Source organism: Micromonospora lacuserhaii (assembly GCF_036902735.1).
Lineage (GTDB): Bacteria > Actinomycetota > Actinomycetes > Mycobacteriales > Micromonosporaceae > Micromonospora.
The window spans coordinates 1-16,781 of sequence record NZ_JBAKHO010000012.1 but is presented as its reverse complement, the minus strand read 5'-3'; the positions used below and the strand labels follow the sequence as shown (position 1 = coordinate 16,781).

General features: G+C 71.8%; 17 protein-coding genes. 8 read left to right on the top strand and 9 right to left on the bottom strand.

Annotated features, from left to right (window positions below; all coding sequences use genetic code 11):
* Window positions 1–21 precede the first annotated feature (21 nt).
* Window positions 22–534 carry an NUDIX domain-containing protein gene (locus V6U81_RS11090; RefSeq protein WP_334487595.1) on the bottom strand — a complete coding sequence of 171 codons (513 nt, stop codon included), beginning with the start codon at window positions 532–534 and terminating at the stop codon, window positions 22–24.
* Between the two features lie 471 nt (window positions 535–1,005).
* Window positions 1,006–2,175, bottom strand: coding sequence for an MFS transporter (locus V6U81_RS11085; RefSeq protein WP_334487898.1), 1,170 nt, complete (start codon window positions 2,173–2,175; stop codon window positions 1,006–1,008).
* A 508-nt stretch (window positions 2,176–2,683) separates the two neighbouring features.
* On the opposite strand from V6U81_RS11085, the gene V6U81_RS11080 reads away from it, so the two are divergent.
* The 4 genes from V6U81_RS11080 (at window position 2,684) to V6U81_RS11065 (ending at window position 5,027) form a co-directional block, all read left to right on the top strand.
* Window positions 2,684–3,058, top strand: a complete 375-nt coding sequence (locus V6U81_RS11080) for a PadR family transcriptional regulator (protein WP_334487592.1) — start codon at window positions 2,684–2,686, stop codon at window positions 3,056–3,058.
* Complete coding sequence (locus tag V6U81_RS11075; protein ID WP_334487589.1) at window positions 3,055–4,431, top strand: permease prefix domain 1-containing protein; 1,377 nt, start codon at window positions 3,055–3,057, stop codon at window positions 4,429–4,431. Before V6U81_RS11080 ends, V6U81_RS11075 begins: the two co-directional genes overlap by 4 nt.
* Window positions 4,432–4,572: 141 nt before the next feature.
* Entirely contained in the window at window positions 4,573–4,806 is a 234-nt protein-coding gene (locus tag V6U81_RS11070; RefSeq protein WP_334487586.1) for an aldo/keto reductase, read from the top strand.
* A complete protein-coding gene (locus V6U81_RS11065) occupies window positions 4,731–5,027 on the top strand; it encodes an aldo/keto reductase (RefSeq protein WP_334487584.1) in 297 nt (98 codons plus the stop codon). The genes V6U81_RS11070 and V6U81_RS11065 overlap by 76 nt, the downstream gene beginning before the upstream one ends.
* 81 nt (window positions 5,028–5,108) lie before the next feature.
* On the opposite strand, the gene V6U81_RS11060 is transcribed toward V6U81_RS11065, so the two are convergent.
* On the bottom strand, window positions 5,109–5,987 hold the full coding sequence (locus tag V6U81_RS11060) for an alpha/beta fold hydrolase (protein WP_334487581.1): 879 nt from the start codon (window positions 5,985–5,987) through the stop codon (window positions 5,109–5,111).
* A gap of 142 nt (window positions 5,988–6,129) precedes the next feature.
* On the opposite strand from V6U81_RS11060, the gene V6U81_RS11055 reads away from it, so the two are divergent.
* Window positions 6,130–9,405 (top strand): ATP-binding protein, encoded by a 3,276-nt coding sequence (locus V6U81_RS11055; RefSeq protein ID WP_334487578.1) that lies wholly within the window; start codon window positions 6,130–6,132, stop codon window positions 9,403–9,405.
* Window positions 9,406–9,468: 63 nt separating this feature from the next.
* Here V6U81_RS11055 and V6U81_RS11050 read toward each other — a convergent pair whose 3' ends face one another.
* On the bottom strand, window positions 9,469–9,873 hold the full coding sequence (locus V6U81_RS11050; protein WP_334487575.1) for a protealysin inhibitor emfourin: 405 nt from the start codon (window positions 9,871–9,873) through the stop codon (window positions 9,469–9,471).
* 365 nt (window positions 9,874–10,238) lie between these two features.
* Here V6U81_RS11050 and V6U81_RS11045 point away from each other — a divergent pair, with 365 nt between their 5' ends.
* Window positions 10,239–10,610: a VOC family protein gene (locus V6U81_RS11045; RefSeq protein ID WP_334487572.1), complete on the top strand. Its 372-nt coding sequence runs from the start codon at window positions 10,239–10,241 to the stop codon at window positions 10,608–10,610.
* A gap of 33 nt (window positions 10,611–10,643) precedes the next feature.
* Here V6U81_RS11045 and argS read toward each other — a convergent pair whose 3' ends face one another.
* The 4 genes from argS to V6U81_RS11025 form a co-directional block, all read right to left on the bottom strand.
* Window positions 10,644–12,362: an arginine--tRNA ligase gene (gene argS, locus V6U81_RS11040; RefSeq protein ID WP_334487895.1), complete on the bottom strand. Its 1,719-nt coding sequence runs from the start codon at window positions 12,360–12,362 to the stop codon at window positions 10,644–10,646.
* Between the two features lie 282 nt (window positions 12,363–12,644).
* Complete coding sequence (gene trpS, locus V6U81_RS11035) at window positions 12,645–13,703, bottom strand: tryptophan--tRNA ligase (protein WP_334487570.1); 1,059 nt, start codon at window positions 13,701–13,703, stop codon at window positions 12,645–12,647.
* 95 nt (window positions 13,704–13,798) lie between these two features.
* Window positions 13,799–13,966 (bottom strand): hypothetical protein, encoded by a 168-nt coding sequence (locus tag V6U81_RS11030; RefSeq protein WP_334487567.1) that lies wholly within the window; start codon window positions 13,964–13,966, stop codon window positions 13,799–13,801.
* Between the two features lie 50 nt (window positions 13,967–14,016).
* Window positions 14,017–14,454 (bottom strand): PRC-barrel domain-containing protein, encoded by a 438-nt coding sequence (locus tag V6U81_RS11025; RefSeq protein ID WP_334487893.1) that lies wholly within the window; start codon window positions 14,452–14,454, stop codon window positions 14,017–14,019.
* 374 nt (window positions 14,455–14,828) lie between these two features.
* On the opposite strand from V6U81_RS11025, the gene V6U81_RS11020 reads away from it, so the two are divergent.
* Together V6U81_RS11020 and V6U81_RS11015 are read left to right on the top strand one after the other, a co-directional pair.
* The gene (locus V6U81_RS11020; protein WP_334487564.1) at window positions 14,829–15,209 is read left to right on the top strand and encodes a hypothetical protein; all 381 of its coding nucleotides are present in this window, start codon (window positions 14,829–14,831) and stop codon (window positions 15,207–15,209) included.
* Window positions 15,210–15,311: 102 nt separating this feature from the next.
* The gene (locus V6U81_RS11015) at window positions 15,312–15,575 is read left to right on the top strand and encodes an SCO4848 family membrane protein (RefSeq protein ID WP_334487562.1); all 264 of its coding nucleotides are present in this window, start codon (window positions 15,312–15,314) and stop codon (window positions 15,573–15,575) included.
* A gap of 22 nt (window positions 15,576–15,597) precedes the next feature.
* Here V6U81_RS11015 and V6U81_RS11010 read toward each other — a convergent pair whose 3' ends face one another.
* Window positions 15,598–15,993 carry an SDR family oxidoreductase gene (locus tag V6U81_RS11010; RefSeq protein WP_334487559.1) on the bottom strand — a complete coding sequence of 132 codons (396 nt, stop codon included), beginning with the start codon at window positions 15,991–15,993 and terminating at the stop codon, window positions 15,598–15,600.
* Between the last annotated feature and the right edge of the window lie 788 nt (window positions 15,994–16,781).

Sequence of the window (16,781 nt, the reverse complement as noted above, 5' to 3'; positions counted from 1 at the left end):
TCCGACAGCTGATGTGCGTGTCTAGTCCCACCACCTGCTTGACGAATCCGTCCCAGCACATGCACGACAGTCGGCCTTGGTTCCTCGGTCGTCCTGGTTACAGCCGGTGACATCTGAGTGCCTGCGGGCGCACTCAAACTCAGGCAGAGAACGAACCATTGCCGCCAAGACGCCATGCACGAGGGGAAGGCCGCCCAGCTCGCTGATCCCGACCCATGCGATGTCGTCATGCTCGTCAGGTGCACGGTTGGTCGGAGAGCCAACCCAGTCTCCAATTTGCCAGACGCCCACGTGAACGGCGTCCTCACCACTGCCGGCATGCAGGACGCCCAACCGTGAAGCGGACTCCGCCACAATGTGAACACCGAGCTCCTCGTGCATCTCACGCGCGAGGGCTTGTAGTTCCGACTCACCCGCTTCGACCTGCCCCCCGGGCAGATCCCAGACATCTGGGTATGCCCGTTTGGTCGGCCTGCGGTGTACTAGCAGGACCGCGCCGTCTTCAACGAGTGCGCCTGTGACGACGACATGCATGACGGGATTGGAGCACAGGGATAGGACAAGCTCGCTCCAGCCAAAGGGGACGCCCAGACGTCCGGATCTGCCGCGATCCGATCGCTACGGGGCGTGGCAGCCCATCGCCGGCGGTTCGGCCGTGCCGCGATGCGCGCCCGTATCGCGGACCGTGAAGGCTTCCGCGGCGCCCTTTGAGGATCATGTCGGGCATCAGGTGGGACGTGAGCGTCAAGCATGTCCCGTGACGGGACACACGCCTGACCCGCCTGGGGTCCGACAGCTGATGTGCGACAGATCTCCGCCGGTTGAAGTGCGACATGTGCCAGGAAACTAAGCAGCAGGCCGTGGGTGCCTGAACGCGCGGATCTGCCGAGGTGCGGACGCGTGGACTGCGCACGAGGGCGTCATGGCGTGTTCGACTCCGGAGCACTGCGAGCGAATGTCGCGGGGTTGAGGGGAGGTTTCGCTGCGGCCCGTTACAGCTGTCCGTCACGGCGAAGCGATCACGAGTGGGCCCCGACGTCCCAGCGCCCACACGGTAAGCGCGAAGCAGCAGAGTGCCGTTCCCGTGATCGTGACCGCTGTCCAGCCGCCCGCGGACCAGAGCGTGGTCGCGGCAGCGGAGCCGATAGCAGCGCCGATGAAGTTGCCGGTGGCTAGCGCCGTGTTGAGCCGGCTGCGGGCCTCGTGGGAGAGGGCGAACAGCCGCCCCCGGTTGAGGAGGGCCTGCGTCTGGAGGGCAACATCGATCATGATGATCGCGATGATGATAAGTACGACGGACCGGCCGGCGAACGCCGCGACGACGAAGGCGCCGAGGGCCAGTACCCAGGCCGCGCCGGTGGCCGGAATCGACCAACCGCGGTCGTGCAAACGACCGCCGTGCAGGCCGGAAAGGACACCAGCGAGGCCAGCCAACCCGAACAACCCAATCACCGCTACCGGGTACCGGAACGGTGGGCCGCTGAGCAGGAACGTCAGCGCCGTCCAGAACAGCGAGAACGCGGCGAACCCTGTGGCGGCGAGGACCAGCGTCCATCGGGCCGCCCGTTCGCGCATGACCACCGCGCCGACCGAGGCGATGAGCTGCGGGTATGGCATGCGCGTCCGCGGTGCCAGCGGTGGGATCGCGCGGTAGAGCAGGACCGCGAGCAGGACGGCGACGACCGCGGCGAGGCCGAAGATCCTACGCCACCCGGCGGTGCCGGCGACGAACCCGCTGATCGTGCGGGAGGCCAGGATACCGGTGAGGGTCCCGGACCCGACGGCGCCGACGATCCGACCGCGGTGGGCGTCACCGGCCAGGTCCCCGGCGAGCGGTGTGAGGACCTGCCCGGAAATCGTCGTCACGCCGAGCACGCCCAGCGCGAGGAGGAGTACGCCGATCGACGGCGCCAGCGCGCACAGCAGCAGTGCGGCGGCCGAGGTCAGCAGCATCACCGGGACGAACCGGCGGCGGTCCAGGACGTCACCGAGCGGCACGAGCAGCAGCACGCCGACGGCGTACCCGACCTGCGTCGCGGTGACGAGCCAGCCGGCCGTCGCGGTCGCGGCGCGTAGATCGCCTGCAATGAAGCTGAGCAGCGGCTGCGCCCAGTACAGGTTGCCGATGGCCACTCCCGCCGCCAACGCGAACAGGAACGTCAGCCGACGGGTCATCTCCGACGTCGGTGCCATCCGGGGTGCTGCCACCCTGCCACGCTAAGGCGCGGGATCAAGGCGCGGGGCCCAGCGAGGGCCTGAGCGTGGCAGGGCCGCACCCGTCGGGATGTCCACATCTCTCCCGGCACCCTTCAGCGTGCCCGGGCAGGTCGACACGGCGAGCAACGACAGTCCCCACCGGTGGGGCCGCAGTAGGGCACAAGACGGTGTCATGGCGATCGCGTGGGTACGGCTCGTCGCGTTCGCGGCCGGCGGGCGACGCCGCTGCCTTGGCATGATCGGGTGCGCACATCTGCCGCGATCCGCGCTCGGATGTCGCAGATCAGTTGGCGGACGACTGTCGCGCATCAGTCGACGGAGGACATGACGCAAGCCCGAGCACTGCCGAATTCCGCTCTATCAGATCAAGGCGGCCCGCCACGGACGCGTGACCGGGCCGTTGTGCCACGCAATACCTAGCAGTACTATGCACAATACTTCTAGGTATGGAACGGGGTGAGTTCTCGTGAAGGTCGCCAAGGATCTGGTGGCCGCCTCGGCGACACCGATGGTGCTCGGCATCCTGGCCGAGGGGGAGAGCTACGGCTACGCCATCCTCAGGCGGATCAACGAGCTGTCCAGTGGCGAGCTGGACTGGACCGAGGGGCTGCTCTACCCGTTGCTGCACCGGCTTGAGCGCCTCGGTTATTCGGAGTCGAGCTGGCAGTCGGTAGCCGGCGAGCGGCGGCGCAAGTACTACCGCATCACTGACAAGGGCCTGGCTGAGTTGGCCGAGCAACGCCGCCAGTGGGACACGGTCACCGACGCGCTCAAGGAGATCTGGCTCGACCTCGGCGACCGCGGGCCGCTGACGGCGATCCCGCTGGGGTGCCGGGCATGACGGCGCGGGAGGGTCAGGAGGAGTTGGAGGCGCAGTTCGAGCAGTGGCGTCGCTACGTACTCCGCCGCGGGGAACTGCAGCCGTCCGACGTCGACGAACTCGAAGACCATCTCCGCGGATCCGTCGACGAGCTCATCGCGGTCGGCCTGAGCCTGGATGAAGCGTTCCTGGTCGCGGTCAAGCGGATGGGTAGCCTCGACGAACTGTCCCGCGAGTTCGCCCGGGAGCATTCGGAACGGCTGTGGAAGCAGTTGGTGCTGACCGGCGGCCCTGACAGCCCGGCGGCGGACACGCACTCACGGCGGGACATGTGGGCGATGGTCATCTGCGCGGCGGGCGCGGCGGTGTCCATCAAGGTGCCCGAGCTGTTCGGGTTGAGGTTGGCGGACGACGGCGCGTTCTACGCGCGGAACTTCACCCTGTTCGCCCTGCCCTGGCTGGCGGTCTTCCTGGCCTGGCGCCGACAGGCCCGACGCCCGCTGATCGGGACACTGGTGGCGCTGTTCGGGCTCGGTGCGGTGGCGGCCAACGCCTACCCCCTGGCCGAGGAGTCAAAGTCGCTGGTCCTCACCAGCATCCACCTCCCCATCGCCCTGTGGCTTGTGGTGGGTCTGGCCTACGTTGCCGACGACTGGCGCTCCTCGCGCCGACGCATGGACTTCATCCGATTTACCGGCGAGTGGTTCATCTACTTCGTCCTCATCGCCCTCGGCGGCGGTGTGCTCAGCGTGTTCCTGTTCCACACCTTCAATGCGATCGGGATCATCCCGCAGGAGTTCATCTCGCAGTGGCTCCTTCCCTGCGGCGCCGTGGCCGGGGCTGTCGTGGCCGGGTGGCTGGTCGAGGCCAAGCAGAGCGTGGTCGAAAATATCGCCCCGGTGCTCACGCGGCTATTCACTCCGCTGTTCACGGCAGCACTGCTGGCCTTCCTTGTCGCCGTCGTCTGGACCAGCCATGGCATCAACGTGGAGCGCGAAGCGCTCATCCTGTTCGACCTCCTGCTGGTCGTGGTGCTGGGGCTACTGCTCTACTCGATCTCAGCCCGCGATCCGCTGGCCCCGACCGGCCCGTTCGACAAACTTCAGCTCGCTCTCGTGGTCAGCGCGTTGGCCATCGACGTACTGGTACTGCTCGCGATCACCGGACGCATCACCGACGAGTACGGCACCACACCCAACAGGGCTGCCGCGCTCGGCGAGAACGTCATCCTGCTGGCCAACCTCGCCTACTCGGCGTGGCTGTTGCTGAGGTTCATTCGGCGGCGCACACCGTTCGCGGCGCTCGAGCGCTGGCAGACCGACTACCTACCCGTGTACGCCGTGTGGGCCTGGATCGTGGTCCTCCTCTTCCCTCCGTTGTTCAACTATGTCTGACCGAGAAGGTCCACCCCATGACGGCGACGTCGACGACCCGCCCATCGGTGTGACGGGCCCGCCGCATCGCTTGCGTGCCAAACACGCGCGTCCGGCCCAATCGTGCGCAGGAAACAAGGAGGGTCCTCCGCAGGTGCCCTGATGGGCAAAAGCGAGGTCCTGCCCGTCTGTCAGCGCTACGGCATGGGTGTCATCCCGTACAGCCCGCTCGCCTGCGGCTGGCTCTCCGGCCGATACCGCAACAGCGACCAGGCTGGACCGATGTCGGTCGCCGGCAGCGGCTGGCCAACCGGTTCGACATGTCCCTGCCGGAGAACAAGCGCAAGTTCGACGCCGCTGACCAGTTGGCCGAACTGGCCGACGAGGCCGGCATGACGCTGATCGAGATGGCGATCGCCTTCGTGCTGCGGCATCCAGGGGTGACCGCGCCGATCATCGGCCCCCGGACCATGGAGCACCTCGAGTCCCAGCTCGCCGCTGCCGATGTCGTCCTTCCCAACGACGTGCTCCGGGCGGGCGCCTTCTCGCACGTCCCGTATCCGCTGCTGTACATGGCGCCGACCATCGCCACACTTGCGCTGGGGCTCGCCGCCTGAACACGCCACCGCCCGCCGCCCGCGTTCCGTCGTTGCCGTGAGGTGCCCGTCGCCGGGGGATTCAGCGCCTGGTCGGCCCGGTCACCGGGTCAGCAGGGCACGCAGCGCCTTCACCACCTCCGCCGGCGCCTCCTCGGCCATGAAGTGACCGCAGGTGACGGTCTGGTGTGCCAGGTCCGGGGCCCACGACCGCCACACCGCGGCCGCGTCGTAGCCGAGGGCCGCGCCCCAGTCCTGCTGCATCACGGTCACCGGCATCCGAAGCTGGTTCCCGGCCGCCCGGTCGACCTCGTCGTGGGCGACGTCGATACCGGCGGAGGCCCGGTAGTCGGCGACGATCGAGGGGACGGCCTCCCGGGACGCCCGCAGGTACGCCGCCCGCACGTCGGCGGGGATGGCGTCCGGGTCGCGGGTCCAGACGTCGAGGAAGTGGCCGAAGAAGGCGTCGGCGCTGGCGCTGATCAGCTGCTCGGGCAGGCCGGGCGGCTGGGCCATCAGGTAGAGGTGGAAGCCGACCGCCGCGCTGGTGCCGCGGAGCACGTCCCACATGTCGAGGGTGGGCAGCACGTCGAGGGCGGCGAGGTGAGTGACCGCCTCCGGGTGGTCGAGGCCGGCCCGGACGGCGACCAGGGCACCCCGGTCGTGCCCGGCGAGGGCGAACCGCTCGTGCCTGAGGGCGCGGGCGAGCGCGACGATGTCGGCCGCCATGGTGCGCTTGGCGTACCGGGTGCCGTCCGGGTCGGCGGGTTTGTCGCTGTCGCCGTAGCCGCGCAGGTCGGGGAGGATGACGGTGTGGTCGGCGGCGAGGTCGGCGGCGACGTGCCGCCACATCAGGTGGGTCTGCGGGAAGCCGTGCAGCAGCACGATCGGGCTGCCGGAGCCGCCAACGGCGGCGTTCAGCGCCACGCCGTCGGCCACGGTGACGCGCTGGTACTCGAATCCACTGATCGTCGGGCTCACAGGAGGTGCCTCTCTTCGGGGCCGGTCGTCCGCCGGCCGGGTTCGTCGTCCGGCACCGAGGTTGCCCGGGGGCGATGAGCAGCGGATCAGCAACGGATCAGTGTCCGTCGGGCGGAACCTGGCGGCGGCCTAGATTGGGGCCATGACCAGGCAGGCGGAGGCCCCGGCGGTGGCCTTCGGCGTGCTGGGCCCGGTGGAGGCGGTGCGCGACGGCGACGCGGTGGCCCTGAAGGGCCCACGACAGCGAGCGGTGCTGGCCCGCCTGCTGATCGCGCGGGGCCGGGTCGTACCGGTCGATCGGCTGGTGGACGACCTCTGGGAGACACCGCCGGACGGGGCGATCGGGGCGATCCGTACCTTCGTCTCCGACCTGCGACGGGCGCTGGAACCGGACCGTCCGCCCCGGCAGCCGGCGACGTTGCTGGTGACCGCGCCGCCCGGCTACGCGTTGCACGCCGCCCCGGACGCCGTGGACGCCTGGCGGTTCGAGGCGGCCGTCGGCGCGTCCGGCGAGCTGTTGGCCGCGGGTCGGGCCGCCGAGGCCCTGGACTGCCTGGACGGCGCGCTGGCCCAGTGGCGCGGGCCGGCGTACGCGGAGTACGCCGGGGAGTTCTGGGCGCGGGCCGAGATCGACCGGCTCGACGAGTTGCGGATGCTCGCCGTGGAGCGGCGGGCCGAGGCGCTGCTGGCCCAGGGACGCGCCGCCGAGGCCGCCTCCGACCTGCGCGGCCACGTCGCCGGGCATCCGCTGCGGGAGGACGCCTGGCACCTGCTGGCGCTGGCCCGCTACCGGGCGGGCCGGCAGGGCGACGCGCTCGCCGCGCTGCGTAGCGCCCGGGAGACCCTGGTGGCGGAGCTGGGCGTGGACCCCGGCCCGCGACTGCGGCAGCTGGAAAGCGACATCCTGGCCCAGGCCCCACAGCTCGGTCCGGCCGAGCAGCCGCCCGGGCAGCACCGGCCACCCCTCGTCGGCCGCCACGCCGGGGAGGACCGGCGACCGTTCGTCGGCCGGGATGACGAGGAGGATCGACTGGCGCGGGCGGCCGAGGCAGTCGTCCACGACGAGCGGCCCGCACTCGCGCTGATCTCCGGGGACCCGGGCGCGGGGAAGACGGCACTGGCCGAGGCGCTCATCCGCCGCCTGGCCGCCGCCGGCTGGACCACCGCCTGGGGACGCAGCCCCGAGTACGACGACGCGCCGGTCGCCTGGCCGTGGGCGCAGATCACCGACGCGCTGACGGCCGGCGCGGACCGGCCGGACGCCCGGCTGACCGGTGCGCCACCCGACCGGCACACCGTCGAGGACCCGGCGGTGACCCGGTTCCGGCTGCGCCGCGCCGCCGTCTCGCTGGTCACCCAGGTGGCGGCGCGCGGGCCGCTGCTGCTGGTCGTGGACGACCTGCACCGCGCCGACGAGGGCACCCTGGACCTGCTGACCGCGCTGGTCGGCGAGGCGGAGCCGGTCGCCGGCCCGGTGCTGATCGTCGGCACCTACCGGGCCACCGCGATCACCCCGGAGCTGACCGCGGCGCTGGCCCGGATCGCCCCGACCGAACCGGTCCGGGTCTACCTGGGCGGGCTGTCCGAGCCGGCGACCGGCGAGCTTGCCGGAGCCGTCGCCGGCCAGGAGCCGGACGCCCACACGGTCCGGCTGATCCACCGGCGCAGCGGCGGCAACCCGTTCTTCGTCCGGGAGCTGGCCCGGCTGCTCGCCACGGAGGGCGTCGCGGCCCTGGAGTCCGTCCCGGCGGGGGTGCGCGACGTCATCCGGCACCGCCTGGCGCAGCTGCCCGAGCCGGTGCGGACCCTGCTGCGGCAGTCCGCCGTGCTCGGTCGGGACGTCGACCCGGAGGTGCTGGCCGCGCTGGCCGGCGACGACGAGCAGCTGCTCGACGCGGTGGATCACGCGGTGCGGGCGGGTTTCCTCACCGAGCGCGGCACGGACGGCCAGCTGCGCTTCGCGCACATCCTGGTCCGGGACACGCTCTACGCCGACCTGTCCGCGCCGCGCCGGGCGCGCTGGCACGCCGTTGCCGGCGCGGCGATCGAACGGCTCCGCCCGGACGACGTGACCGCCCTCGCGTACCACTTCGGCCGCGCCGCGGGCCGGGCCACCGCGTCCCGTGCCGCCCGTTACGCGCGGGCGGCCGCCGAGCAGGCGGAACGCCGCGCCGACCCGCACGCCGCAGCGCGGCTGTGGGAGCAGGCCGTCGCCGCCCACGACCGGGCCGGCGGCGAGGACGTCCGGGGCCGGCTGACCGCGGTGATGGGGCTGGGCCGGGCGCTCGCCGTGACCGGCCACCTGGACGAGGCACGCCGTCGTCGGGCCGAGGCGATCGGTACGGTCCGAGACCTGGCCGACCCCGGGCTGACCGCGCTCGTGCTCACCGCCTTCGACGTGCCCGGGGTGTGGACCCGCAACGACGACGAGGCGCTCTCCGGTCAGGTCGTCCGGACGGCCGAGGCCGCGTTGGCGGCCCTTCCCGGTGGTGAGGTGGAACAGCGCAGCCGCCTGCTGAGCACGCTGGCGATGGAACTGCGCGGCACGACCGGCGAGCGGGGACTACGGGCGGCGGAGGAGGCGGAGGCGCTGGCCCGGCAGGCGGAGCAGCCGGCGCTGCTGGCGTTCGCGCTCAACGCCCGCTTCATGCACACGTTCCAGCGCCCCGGGCAGGCTGCCGACCGGGTCCGCATCGGCGTGGAGCTCATCGCGCTGGCCGCCCGGCACCGGCTGGTGACCTTCGAGGTCCTCGGTCACCTGATCGCCCTCCAGGCGCACTGCGCGCTGGCGGACTTCACCGCCGCCGACGCCGACGCGCAGGCCGCCGACCGCCTCGCCGACCGGTACGACCTGCCGCTGGTCGGCGTCTTCACCCAGTGGTACGGCGCCCTGCGCCTGGCCGCGTACGGGCACCCGGCCGAGGCGGCGGTCGCGTACCGGGCCGCGCAGGTCCGCCTTTCCGGTGCCGGCATGCCCGGGATGGCGGAGGGGCTGCTGCCGCTCGCCCTGTTCTCCCTGCGCCCGTCCGGCCAGGTGGGCGGTCCGGCCGAGCGGGAGTGGGGCCCGTACGAGCCGTGGGTCCGACCGTCGACGCTGCTGGCCGAGGGGCGTCGTGACGAGGCCGGCGTCGCGCTGCGCGCCCTCCCCGACTCCCCGCACGACCTGATGTGGGAAGTCCGGCTCTGCCTCGCCACCCGCGCGGCGCTGGCCCTCGACGACCGTCGCACGATGCGACGGCTGTACGCCGAACTGCTGCCCGCCGCCGACGAACTGGCGGGCGCGGGGAGCGGGGTGCTGACGTTCGGGCCGGTGGCCGGGTACCTCGCCGACCTCGCCGACGCGCTGGGTCGCGACGACGAGGCGGTCGCCCACCGCCGGCGGGCGCGGGAGCTGCTGGCGTACCGGGACGAGCGCTGACCTTCTTCAGGACCGGGGACGGCCGGCCCGCACCGCGCGGGCCGGCCGTCGTCACCGGCCGGCTCAGCCGGCCGTGGTGGCCGCCAGGTCGCGGGTGATCTGCAAGGTGGTGCCGATGACCCGCCAGAGCAGCTCGGGGGCGTCGGCGCCGTCCTCGGTGACGATCGTCTTCGTGACTCCGTTGCGGTAGGTCACGGAAACGGTGTAGACGAACCGGTCGGCGCCGTTTCCGGCGGGCGGGTACGACGCGCAGAGGTGACGGAATTCGCGGCCCTCGACGGCGGTCATCAGCGCCGGGGTGGAAACGTGCGCGGTGTCGTGGAAAACCGTGTACGTCTCGTTCACGCCGATGAATCCGCCGGTACGGGTGACGGTCACCTGGTAGGCACCCGCCCGGGCCGCCTGGGCCGGCCCGGCGATCGCGACGGTGCCGGCGCTGACGCCGATGAGCAGCGCAAACGCCGTCATGAGCCGACCGATGGTACGCAGCATGGCAGACATGACTGGTCCCCTTTCCTCGTGGGAATGGTGGAACGCGCGGCGTATCCTGTCGGCGGTCACCGACTCCGGAAACCCGCCCCCCGACTGTCTCGTGGAGCGTGCCGCCCGTTCCTTTGTCGCCTCTTTTCTATCATCGGCGGGAACGGGTCACCTATGGGCTGTTGGTCCCATGAGGACGGTGCGTACGGTGCAATTTGTTTCGATTGTTTCCGCGCTTGGAACAATTGTTTTTTCGCTGTGTTCCGGCTCACCGGAACCGCGGCTTCCCGGCGCACGGTGGGCCCACCGGCGGGGGACCTCGCTGGCGGGCGGATCCGGTTAGGGTCGGCGGCATGGCGATGCATGCCCGCGTCGTGGCCGACGACTTCCCGGCCACCGTGCGCTTCTACACCGACCTGCTCGGCGCCGAACCGGAGCGACTGGTCCCGGAGTTCGAGTACGCCAGCTTCGACCAGGCCGGCGAAACCGTGCTCGCGATTCTGGGCCGGCGGGCCGCCGAGGCGGCGGTGCCGGTGGGGTCCGGAGACGGCGGGGTGCTGCTGGTGCTCCCGGTGTCCGACGTGGACGACGTGGTCGCCGGCCAGCCGGCGGGCGCGGTGGTGTCCGCGCCCGCCGACCGTCCCGGCTGGGGCATCCGCTCGGCCTACCTGCGGGACCCTGAGGGCAACCTGGTCGAGGTGCAGACCTGGCAGGCCCGGAGCTGACCGCTCAGCCCCGCCGACCCGCCGGACGACCGGTCACATCCGCTCCACGGTCCGGATGCCGAGCAGGTGCAGTCCCTGCCGCAGCGTCCGGGCGGTCAGGTCGGCCAGCAGCAGCCGGCTCTCGCGCAGCTCGCCGGTAGCCCGCAGCACTGGGCAGCGCTCGTAGAACGCGCTGAAGGTGACGGCCAGTCGGTGCAGGTAGCCGGCGAGGTGGTGGAACGCCAGGGTCCGTTCCGTCTCGGCGACCACCGCGGCGAAGCCGAGCAGCTCGACCGCCAGCGCTCGTTCCGCGGGCTCGGCGAGCACGATCTGTACGTCCGGCCGCGGGTCGGTCCCGGCCCGTCGGAACACCGACCGGATCCGGGCGTACGCGTACTGGAGGTAGGGCGCCGTGTTCCCGTCGAGGGAGAGCATCCGTTCCCAGTCCAGGACGTGGTCCCGGGTGCGTTCGGTGGCGAGGTCGGCGTACTTCAGCGCGCCGATGCCGACGGCCCGGCCGATCTCGGCGGCGGCCTCGGCGTCCAGCCCGGGGTTCTTGGCGCGGGCCAGTTCGGTGGCCCGGGCGACCGCCTCCTCCAGCAGCGTGACCAGCTTCACCGAGTCGCCGGCCCGGCTGCGCAGCATCCGCCCGTCGGCGCCGAGGATCGATCCGAAGCCCAGGTGCTCGGCCCGGGCCGGCGGGCGCAGCCAGCCGGCCTGCTCGGCGACCGCGAAGACCATCGCGAAGTGCTGTCGCTGGGGCAGGCCGACGACGTAGAGCAGCCGGGTCGCGCCCAGCTCGTCGGTCCGGTGCCGCAGCGCCGCCAGGTCGGTGGCCGGGTAGCCGTAGCCGCCGTCGGCCTTGCGCGCGATCAGCGGCAACGCCGCACCGTCCCGGCCGGTGAAGCCCGGCGGGAAGGCGCACTCCGCCCCGTCGCTGGAGGTCAGCAGGCCCATCCGGTCCAGGTCGGCGACGACCCCGGCGAGCCGGTCGTTGTACGCGCTCTCACCCCGGAAGTCGACCCCGGTCAGGGTGACGTCGAGGAGCGCGTAGACGGCCAGGAAGTACCGCTCGGACTGCTCCACCAACAGCCGCCACAGCTCCCGGGTGCGCGGGTCGCCCCCCTGCAACGCGACGACCCGCCGCCGGGAGCGCTGGCGGAACACCTCGTCGGTGTCGAACTTCCACCGGGCCGTCCTGTAGAACCTGTCCAGGTCCCCCATGGACAGTGCCCGCCCCGCCTCGGCCTCGCCGAGATCGACCAGGTGCTCGATGAGCATCCCGAACGGGGTTCCCCAGTCGCCCAGGTGGTTGACCCGGACCACCCGGTGCCCGAGCCAGTCCAGCAGCCGGACCGCCGCGTCGCCGATCACGGTGGAGCGCAGGTGCCCGACGTGCATCTCCTTGGCCACGTTCGGCGCCGAATAGTCCACCACCACCCGCTCGGGGGCGGCGGACACCGGCACCCCGAGCCGCTCGTCGCCGGCCAGCCCGCCGACCAGGGCGGCGAGTGCCCCGTCAGCGACGGTCAGGTTGAGAAAACCCGGCCCGGAGACCTCCGCCGCCGCGCAGAGGTCGCCCAGCTCGGCGCGCTCCAGCACCGCCGCGGCGATCTCCCGCGGTGGGCGCCCGAGCCGCCGGGCCAGCGCGAGCGCCGCGTCGGACTGGAAGTCCGCGCGCGGGGAACGCCGCACCACGGGGTCGACCGGGCCGCCGGCCACGGCCGCGAACGCCGGCACCAGCCGGTCGGTGAGCAGCTTTTCAAGATCCATGGGTACGCCGATCTGGTCGGATCCGTCAGTCACGCGGATCTCCGGACGGGGAGACTGCGGACGGACCGAGGACGATCGGCGGTGACCGGCGGCTCGATCCGCCGGTCGCAGGGAAGGGTCAGCGCGGGCGGGCGACGGATCGCCGGCGTCGCTCCGCACCGACCTGGACGTCGTACGACGTTCCGGTGGTGAGGGCGGGCGCGCTGGTCATGCCGAGGAGCCTAGCGGCCGGCCGGGGCGGGGGCACCCCGGTTCCCGGCCGGCCCGCTCGTCGTACCCCGGTCAGGCCGGCGTGGCGGCGGCCTTGCGGGCCCGCTCGGCCCGGCGTCGCACCTGCTGGTACGCCGCGGTCAGCCCCATCGCCCGGCGGACCTCGACCACGGTGGCGCGGACCTGTTCCCGGGTCCGCTCGGTGCCTTCGACGATCAACTGGTCGACCAGGCCCGGGGTGCCCTCGATGCGGGCCCGGCGCTCCCGGATCGGGTCGAGGAAGCGGTTGAGCGCGACGGCGAGCGCCTCCTTGACCTCGACGTCGCCGATCCGCCCGGCCCGGTAGCGCTCCTTGAACCCGGCCACCTGGGTCCGGTCCGGGTTGAACACGTCGTGGTACGCGAAGACCGGGTTGCCCTCGACGGTTCCCGGGACGTCGGCGCGGACCCGGTTCGGGTCGGTGTACATGCCCAGCACCGCCCGGCGCACGCTGGCCGGGTCGGCGGAGAGCGCGATGGCGTTGCCCCGGCTCTTGCTCATCTTTCCCTGGCCGTCGGTGCCGACCAGGGTGGGCGTCGCAGAGGCGATCATCTCGGGCACCGGGAAGACCTCGCCGTAGAGGTGGTTGAAGCGGGGGGCGATCTCCCGGGTCACCTCGACGTGCGCCGCGTTGTCCTTGCCGACCGGCACCACCTGCCCCTTCACGCAGAGGATGTCGGCGGCCTGGAGCACGGGATAACCGAGCAGGCCGTAGGGGATCTCCTCCCGGCCGGCGTCGGTCGCCATCTCCTTCACCGACGGCACGCGCTCCAGCCGGGGGACGGTGACCAGGTTCTGGAAGAGGGTGTTCAGCTCGCCCACCTCGGGGATCGCCGACTGGAGGTAGAACGTCGCGCGGGCCGGGTCGACCCCGCAGGCGAGGATGTCGGTGACCATCTCCCGGGCGTTGCCGGCGACCCGGGAGATGTCCTCCCGGCTGTTGCGGGTGGTCAGCATGTGCAGGTCGGCGATGATGAAGTAGCTGTCGTAGCGCTGGTGCAGCGCCACCCGGTTGGCGATGCTGCCGACGTAGTGGCCGAGGTGCAGCCGCCCGGTCGGGCGGTCCCCGGTGAGCATCCGTGAAACGGACATGGTGGTACGCCTTTCGTGCCGATGGAATGCAGGACGCGCACGCGCGCGATCGACCCGGGGCGTGGTCGCCCATCAGGGTCGGTGGGGTCGGCTCGTCAGAGCACGGACCGCCATCGCGCGCCGGCGCGGAACCGCAACCCACCGGCACGGAGGACGTCGAGGATCCGCTCCCGGCCGTCGCCGGGGCTGGTCGGGAAGGACGGCACGAGGTCGCCCGGGAGGCCGTCGAGGGCCTCCGGCGCGAGGATGACCGGCCGGACCATGCCTTCACGGTAGTCGCTCACCGCGTTCGCCGGGGTCCGGCCGGAGCCTCTCAGCCTCGCCGGTAGCTCTCCTCGTAGTAGCTGCCGACCTGCTCCCGGTAGTCGGGCCGGGCGAAGTCGTCCGGGTCGAAGGCCGGCGACTCCTTCACCTGCTCCCGGGTCCGGTCGACGTGCACCGCCCGCTCCAGGTGGTCGACCCGGGCCACCGTGCCCGCCGGTAGCAGCACCTTGCGGCCGAAGATCCACGGCCCGGTGTCCACGACCAGCCACCGGGCGCCGGCGTCGTCGCTGGCCTCGTCGACCGCCCCGATCCGGCCGTCGGTCGCCTCCACCCGGTAGCCCACCAGGTCGATCGGGGTGCCCGGGCCGGGCGCGTCCGGGCCGTCGTGCCCAGGCCGCGTGCGCGGCGCCTCGCCCGGGTCGGTCTGGTCGTATCCACCGGCCAGGGCGGCCGGGTCCCGCCAGGACCACGGATTGAACGGCTGCATCTGCGACACCTCCGGTACGTCGTCCGAGTAGTCCGCCATCAGGTGCCCCACCCGCCGTCTCCGGAAACAGCACGGCAATTCCGGGTTCACAAAAATGTCGCGGTGCGAATTAGCTCATATTCGGGACCGGTCTATCGATTGCCCGCTTCCCGCGCAGCTCGCGACAGGTGCGATCCTCTCGCCACACATTCCGGTGGCCCGCGGAGTATCCCGCCGGCACATTCGTCCGGCCACGGCCGCCGACGATTCTGGTCCCGCATCCGGCAGCACCGAGAAAAGGGGGACGCAGATGTACCGCACCATTCGACGGATCGGGTTCGTGGGGGCGCTCGCCGTGGCGCTGGTCGGCGGGACGGGGGGCGGCCGCGCAGGCGGTGGTCAACCCGTACAGCGCGCAGTCGCTCTGCGGGCTCGGCTACACCACCGTCGACCAGGACCCGATCCACGATGCCTCGACCGGCGCCCTGCTCGGCACCGTGCACCTGCTCTACAACCCGGTCACCGGCTACGGCTGCACGGTCACCCTGAAGTCCGCGTACGTCGGCACGCTCACCCGTACCCAGGTCTACCTCGCCGCGCAGTACCTGCCCACCCAGACCGACGACGGCAACAAGCTGTACGCGGCCGGCCCGACCCGGGCGTACGTCCGCGGTGGCTGCACCATCTGGGGCGGCTTCATGGCCGACCCGAGCGGCACGATCCAGTACCACGACCGGGCGAACCCGGCGATCGGCGGCATCGGCACCTGCTTCTGAGCCGCCCCGCTCCGGGGTCCGCACCGATCGCGAGCCCCGGAGCGTCTCCGTCGCTGGTCGCGGCGGTGATGGCCGGTCCAGGCGCTGGCATACTCGCCAACCATGGTGCTGTCGCGCGGCTGGTCGGTCTTCCTCGTCGGGGTCGGCGTCTGGACCTGGGTGATCTGGCCGAGGTTCGCCCTCGCCATCTGGAACGACCGGCGCGCCTGGGCCGGCGGCGCGGTGGGCGAGGGCGTACCGACCGCCTTCCTCTGGGTGCACGCCCTGCTGATCGCCGCGTCGCTGGTGATCGGCACCACCGTCGGAGTGCTCGGTGTCCGTGGCTGGCGGGCCGCCCGGGAGAGCCGGGGCGGCTCCGGCGCCTGAGCCGCTCCGACCGGCGGGCGGGTCAGCCCGTCCCGGTCCGCTGCGCCGCGGACTGCGGCAACCAGGCGGCGCGCTCGTCGTGGGCGAACTGGAGCAGGATCTGATCCCGGTCCCGGATGTCGGCCGCGTGCGTGGTGGAAAGGTTCTGCATGAAGAAGGCCGCCCGGACGAAGGTCCACTCCAGGCCGGAGGCGCGCAGCCACTTCTCCAGAGCGTGGTGTGGCACCACCGGGTTCTTCTCGGCCCCCTGGAGGGAGAGCAGCACCATCCGGCGTACGCCCAGCTGCCGGGCGCGCTCCAGGGCGGGCAGCATGTCCCGCTTGGCGTTGTCGACCTGCGGGGGACGCATGAGGAACATGCGATCCACCCCGGTGAAGGCCGCATCCCAGGTGCCAGGGTCGGTGAACGAGAAGGCCACCGCCCCGTCCCACGGTGGCGCTCCGATCGGCGACCGCCGCGCGCACCCGGTGGTCGCTGTCGTGCAGGGTCCGGGCGACGTGCCATCCGGCCCGGCCGGTCGCGCCGGTCACCAGAACTGTCACGACCTCATCGTTGCCGCGCGCCGCCGGCTCACCCAGGACGCTGCTTCCCGACCCGGTGGGCCCTTCGGCCCGTGCTCGGCCTGGCCCTGCCGCCCACGAAAACAGGCTGAGCTGGGAAGACAGACGATCGGTGATGATGTGACGCGGGACGCGGCACGCGGATTTGACGATCAAACCCGCAGACGCGTAACTTTCTCTCTGCCAGCGCGGAACGGGGCAAACGGGACGAAGAGCCCAGAGCGCCGAACCAGACTGGCACCGGGTCAGACGAGGATTTGCTCCTCGGAGACGCGGTCCGGACGGGCTCACCGAAAACGCCGCGAGGCGGATTTGGACGAGCGGAACCGACCGGGTAAGGTTGTCGACCGGCAGGGCACCGGGCGAGCATGCGGGAAACCGCAGCGGCCGGTTCTGCCAAATCCGATGATCAAGCGCAGCGGCTCGCTGCTGCGCGGGTTCACCGGCGCTTAACCGTACCAAGCGTGACACACCGGGACACACCGGTTGACACGGAGAAGACGGTGAGGTAACGTAGTAAAAGTGCCCGGCGCGAGAGCGGCGGGCGCGGAACGAACGAAATGCCCCGGACGGGGGTCCTACGGTGTAGGGCTTTCGGATGGTGTGTGGTTGTTCTTTGAGAACTCAACAGGGTGCTTGATAAGCC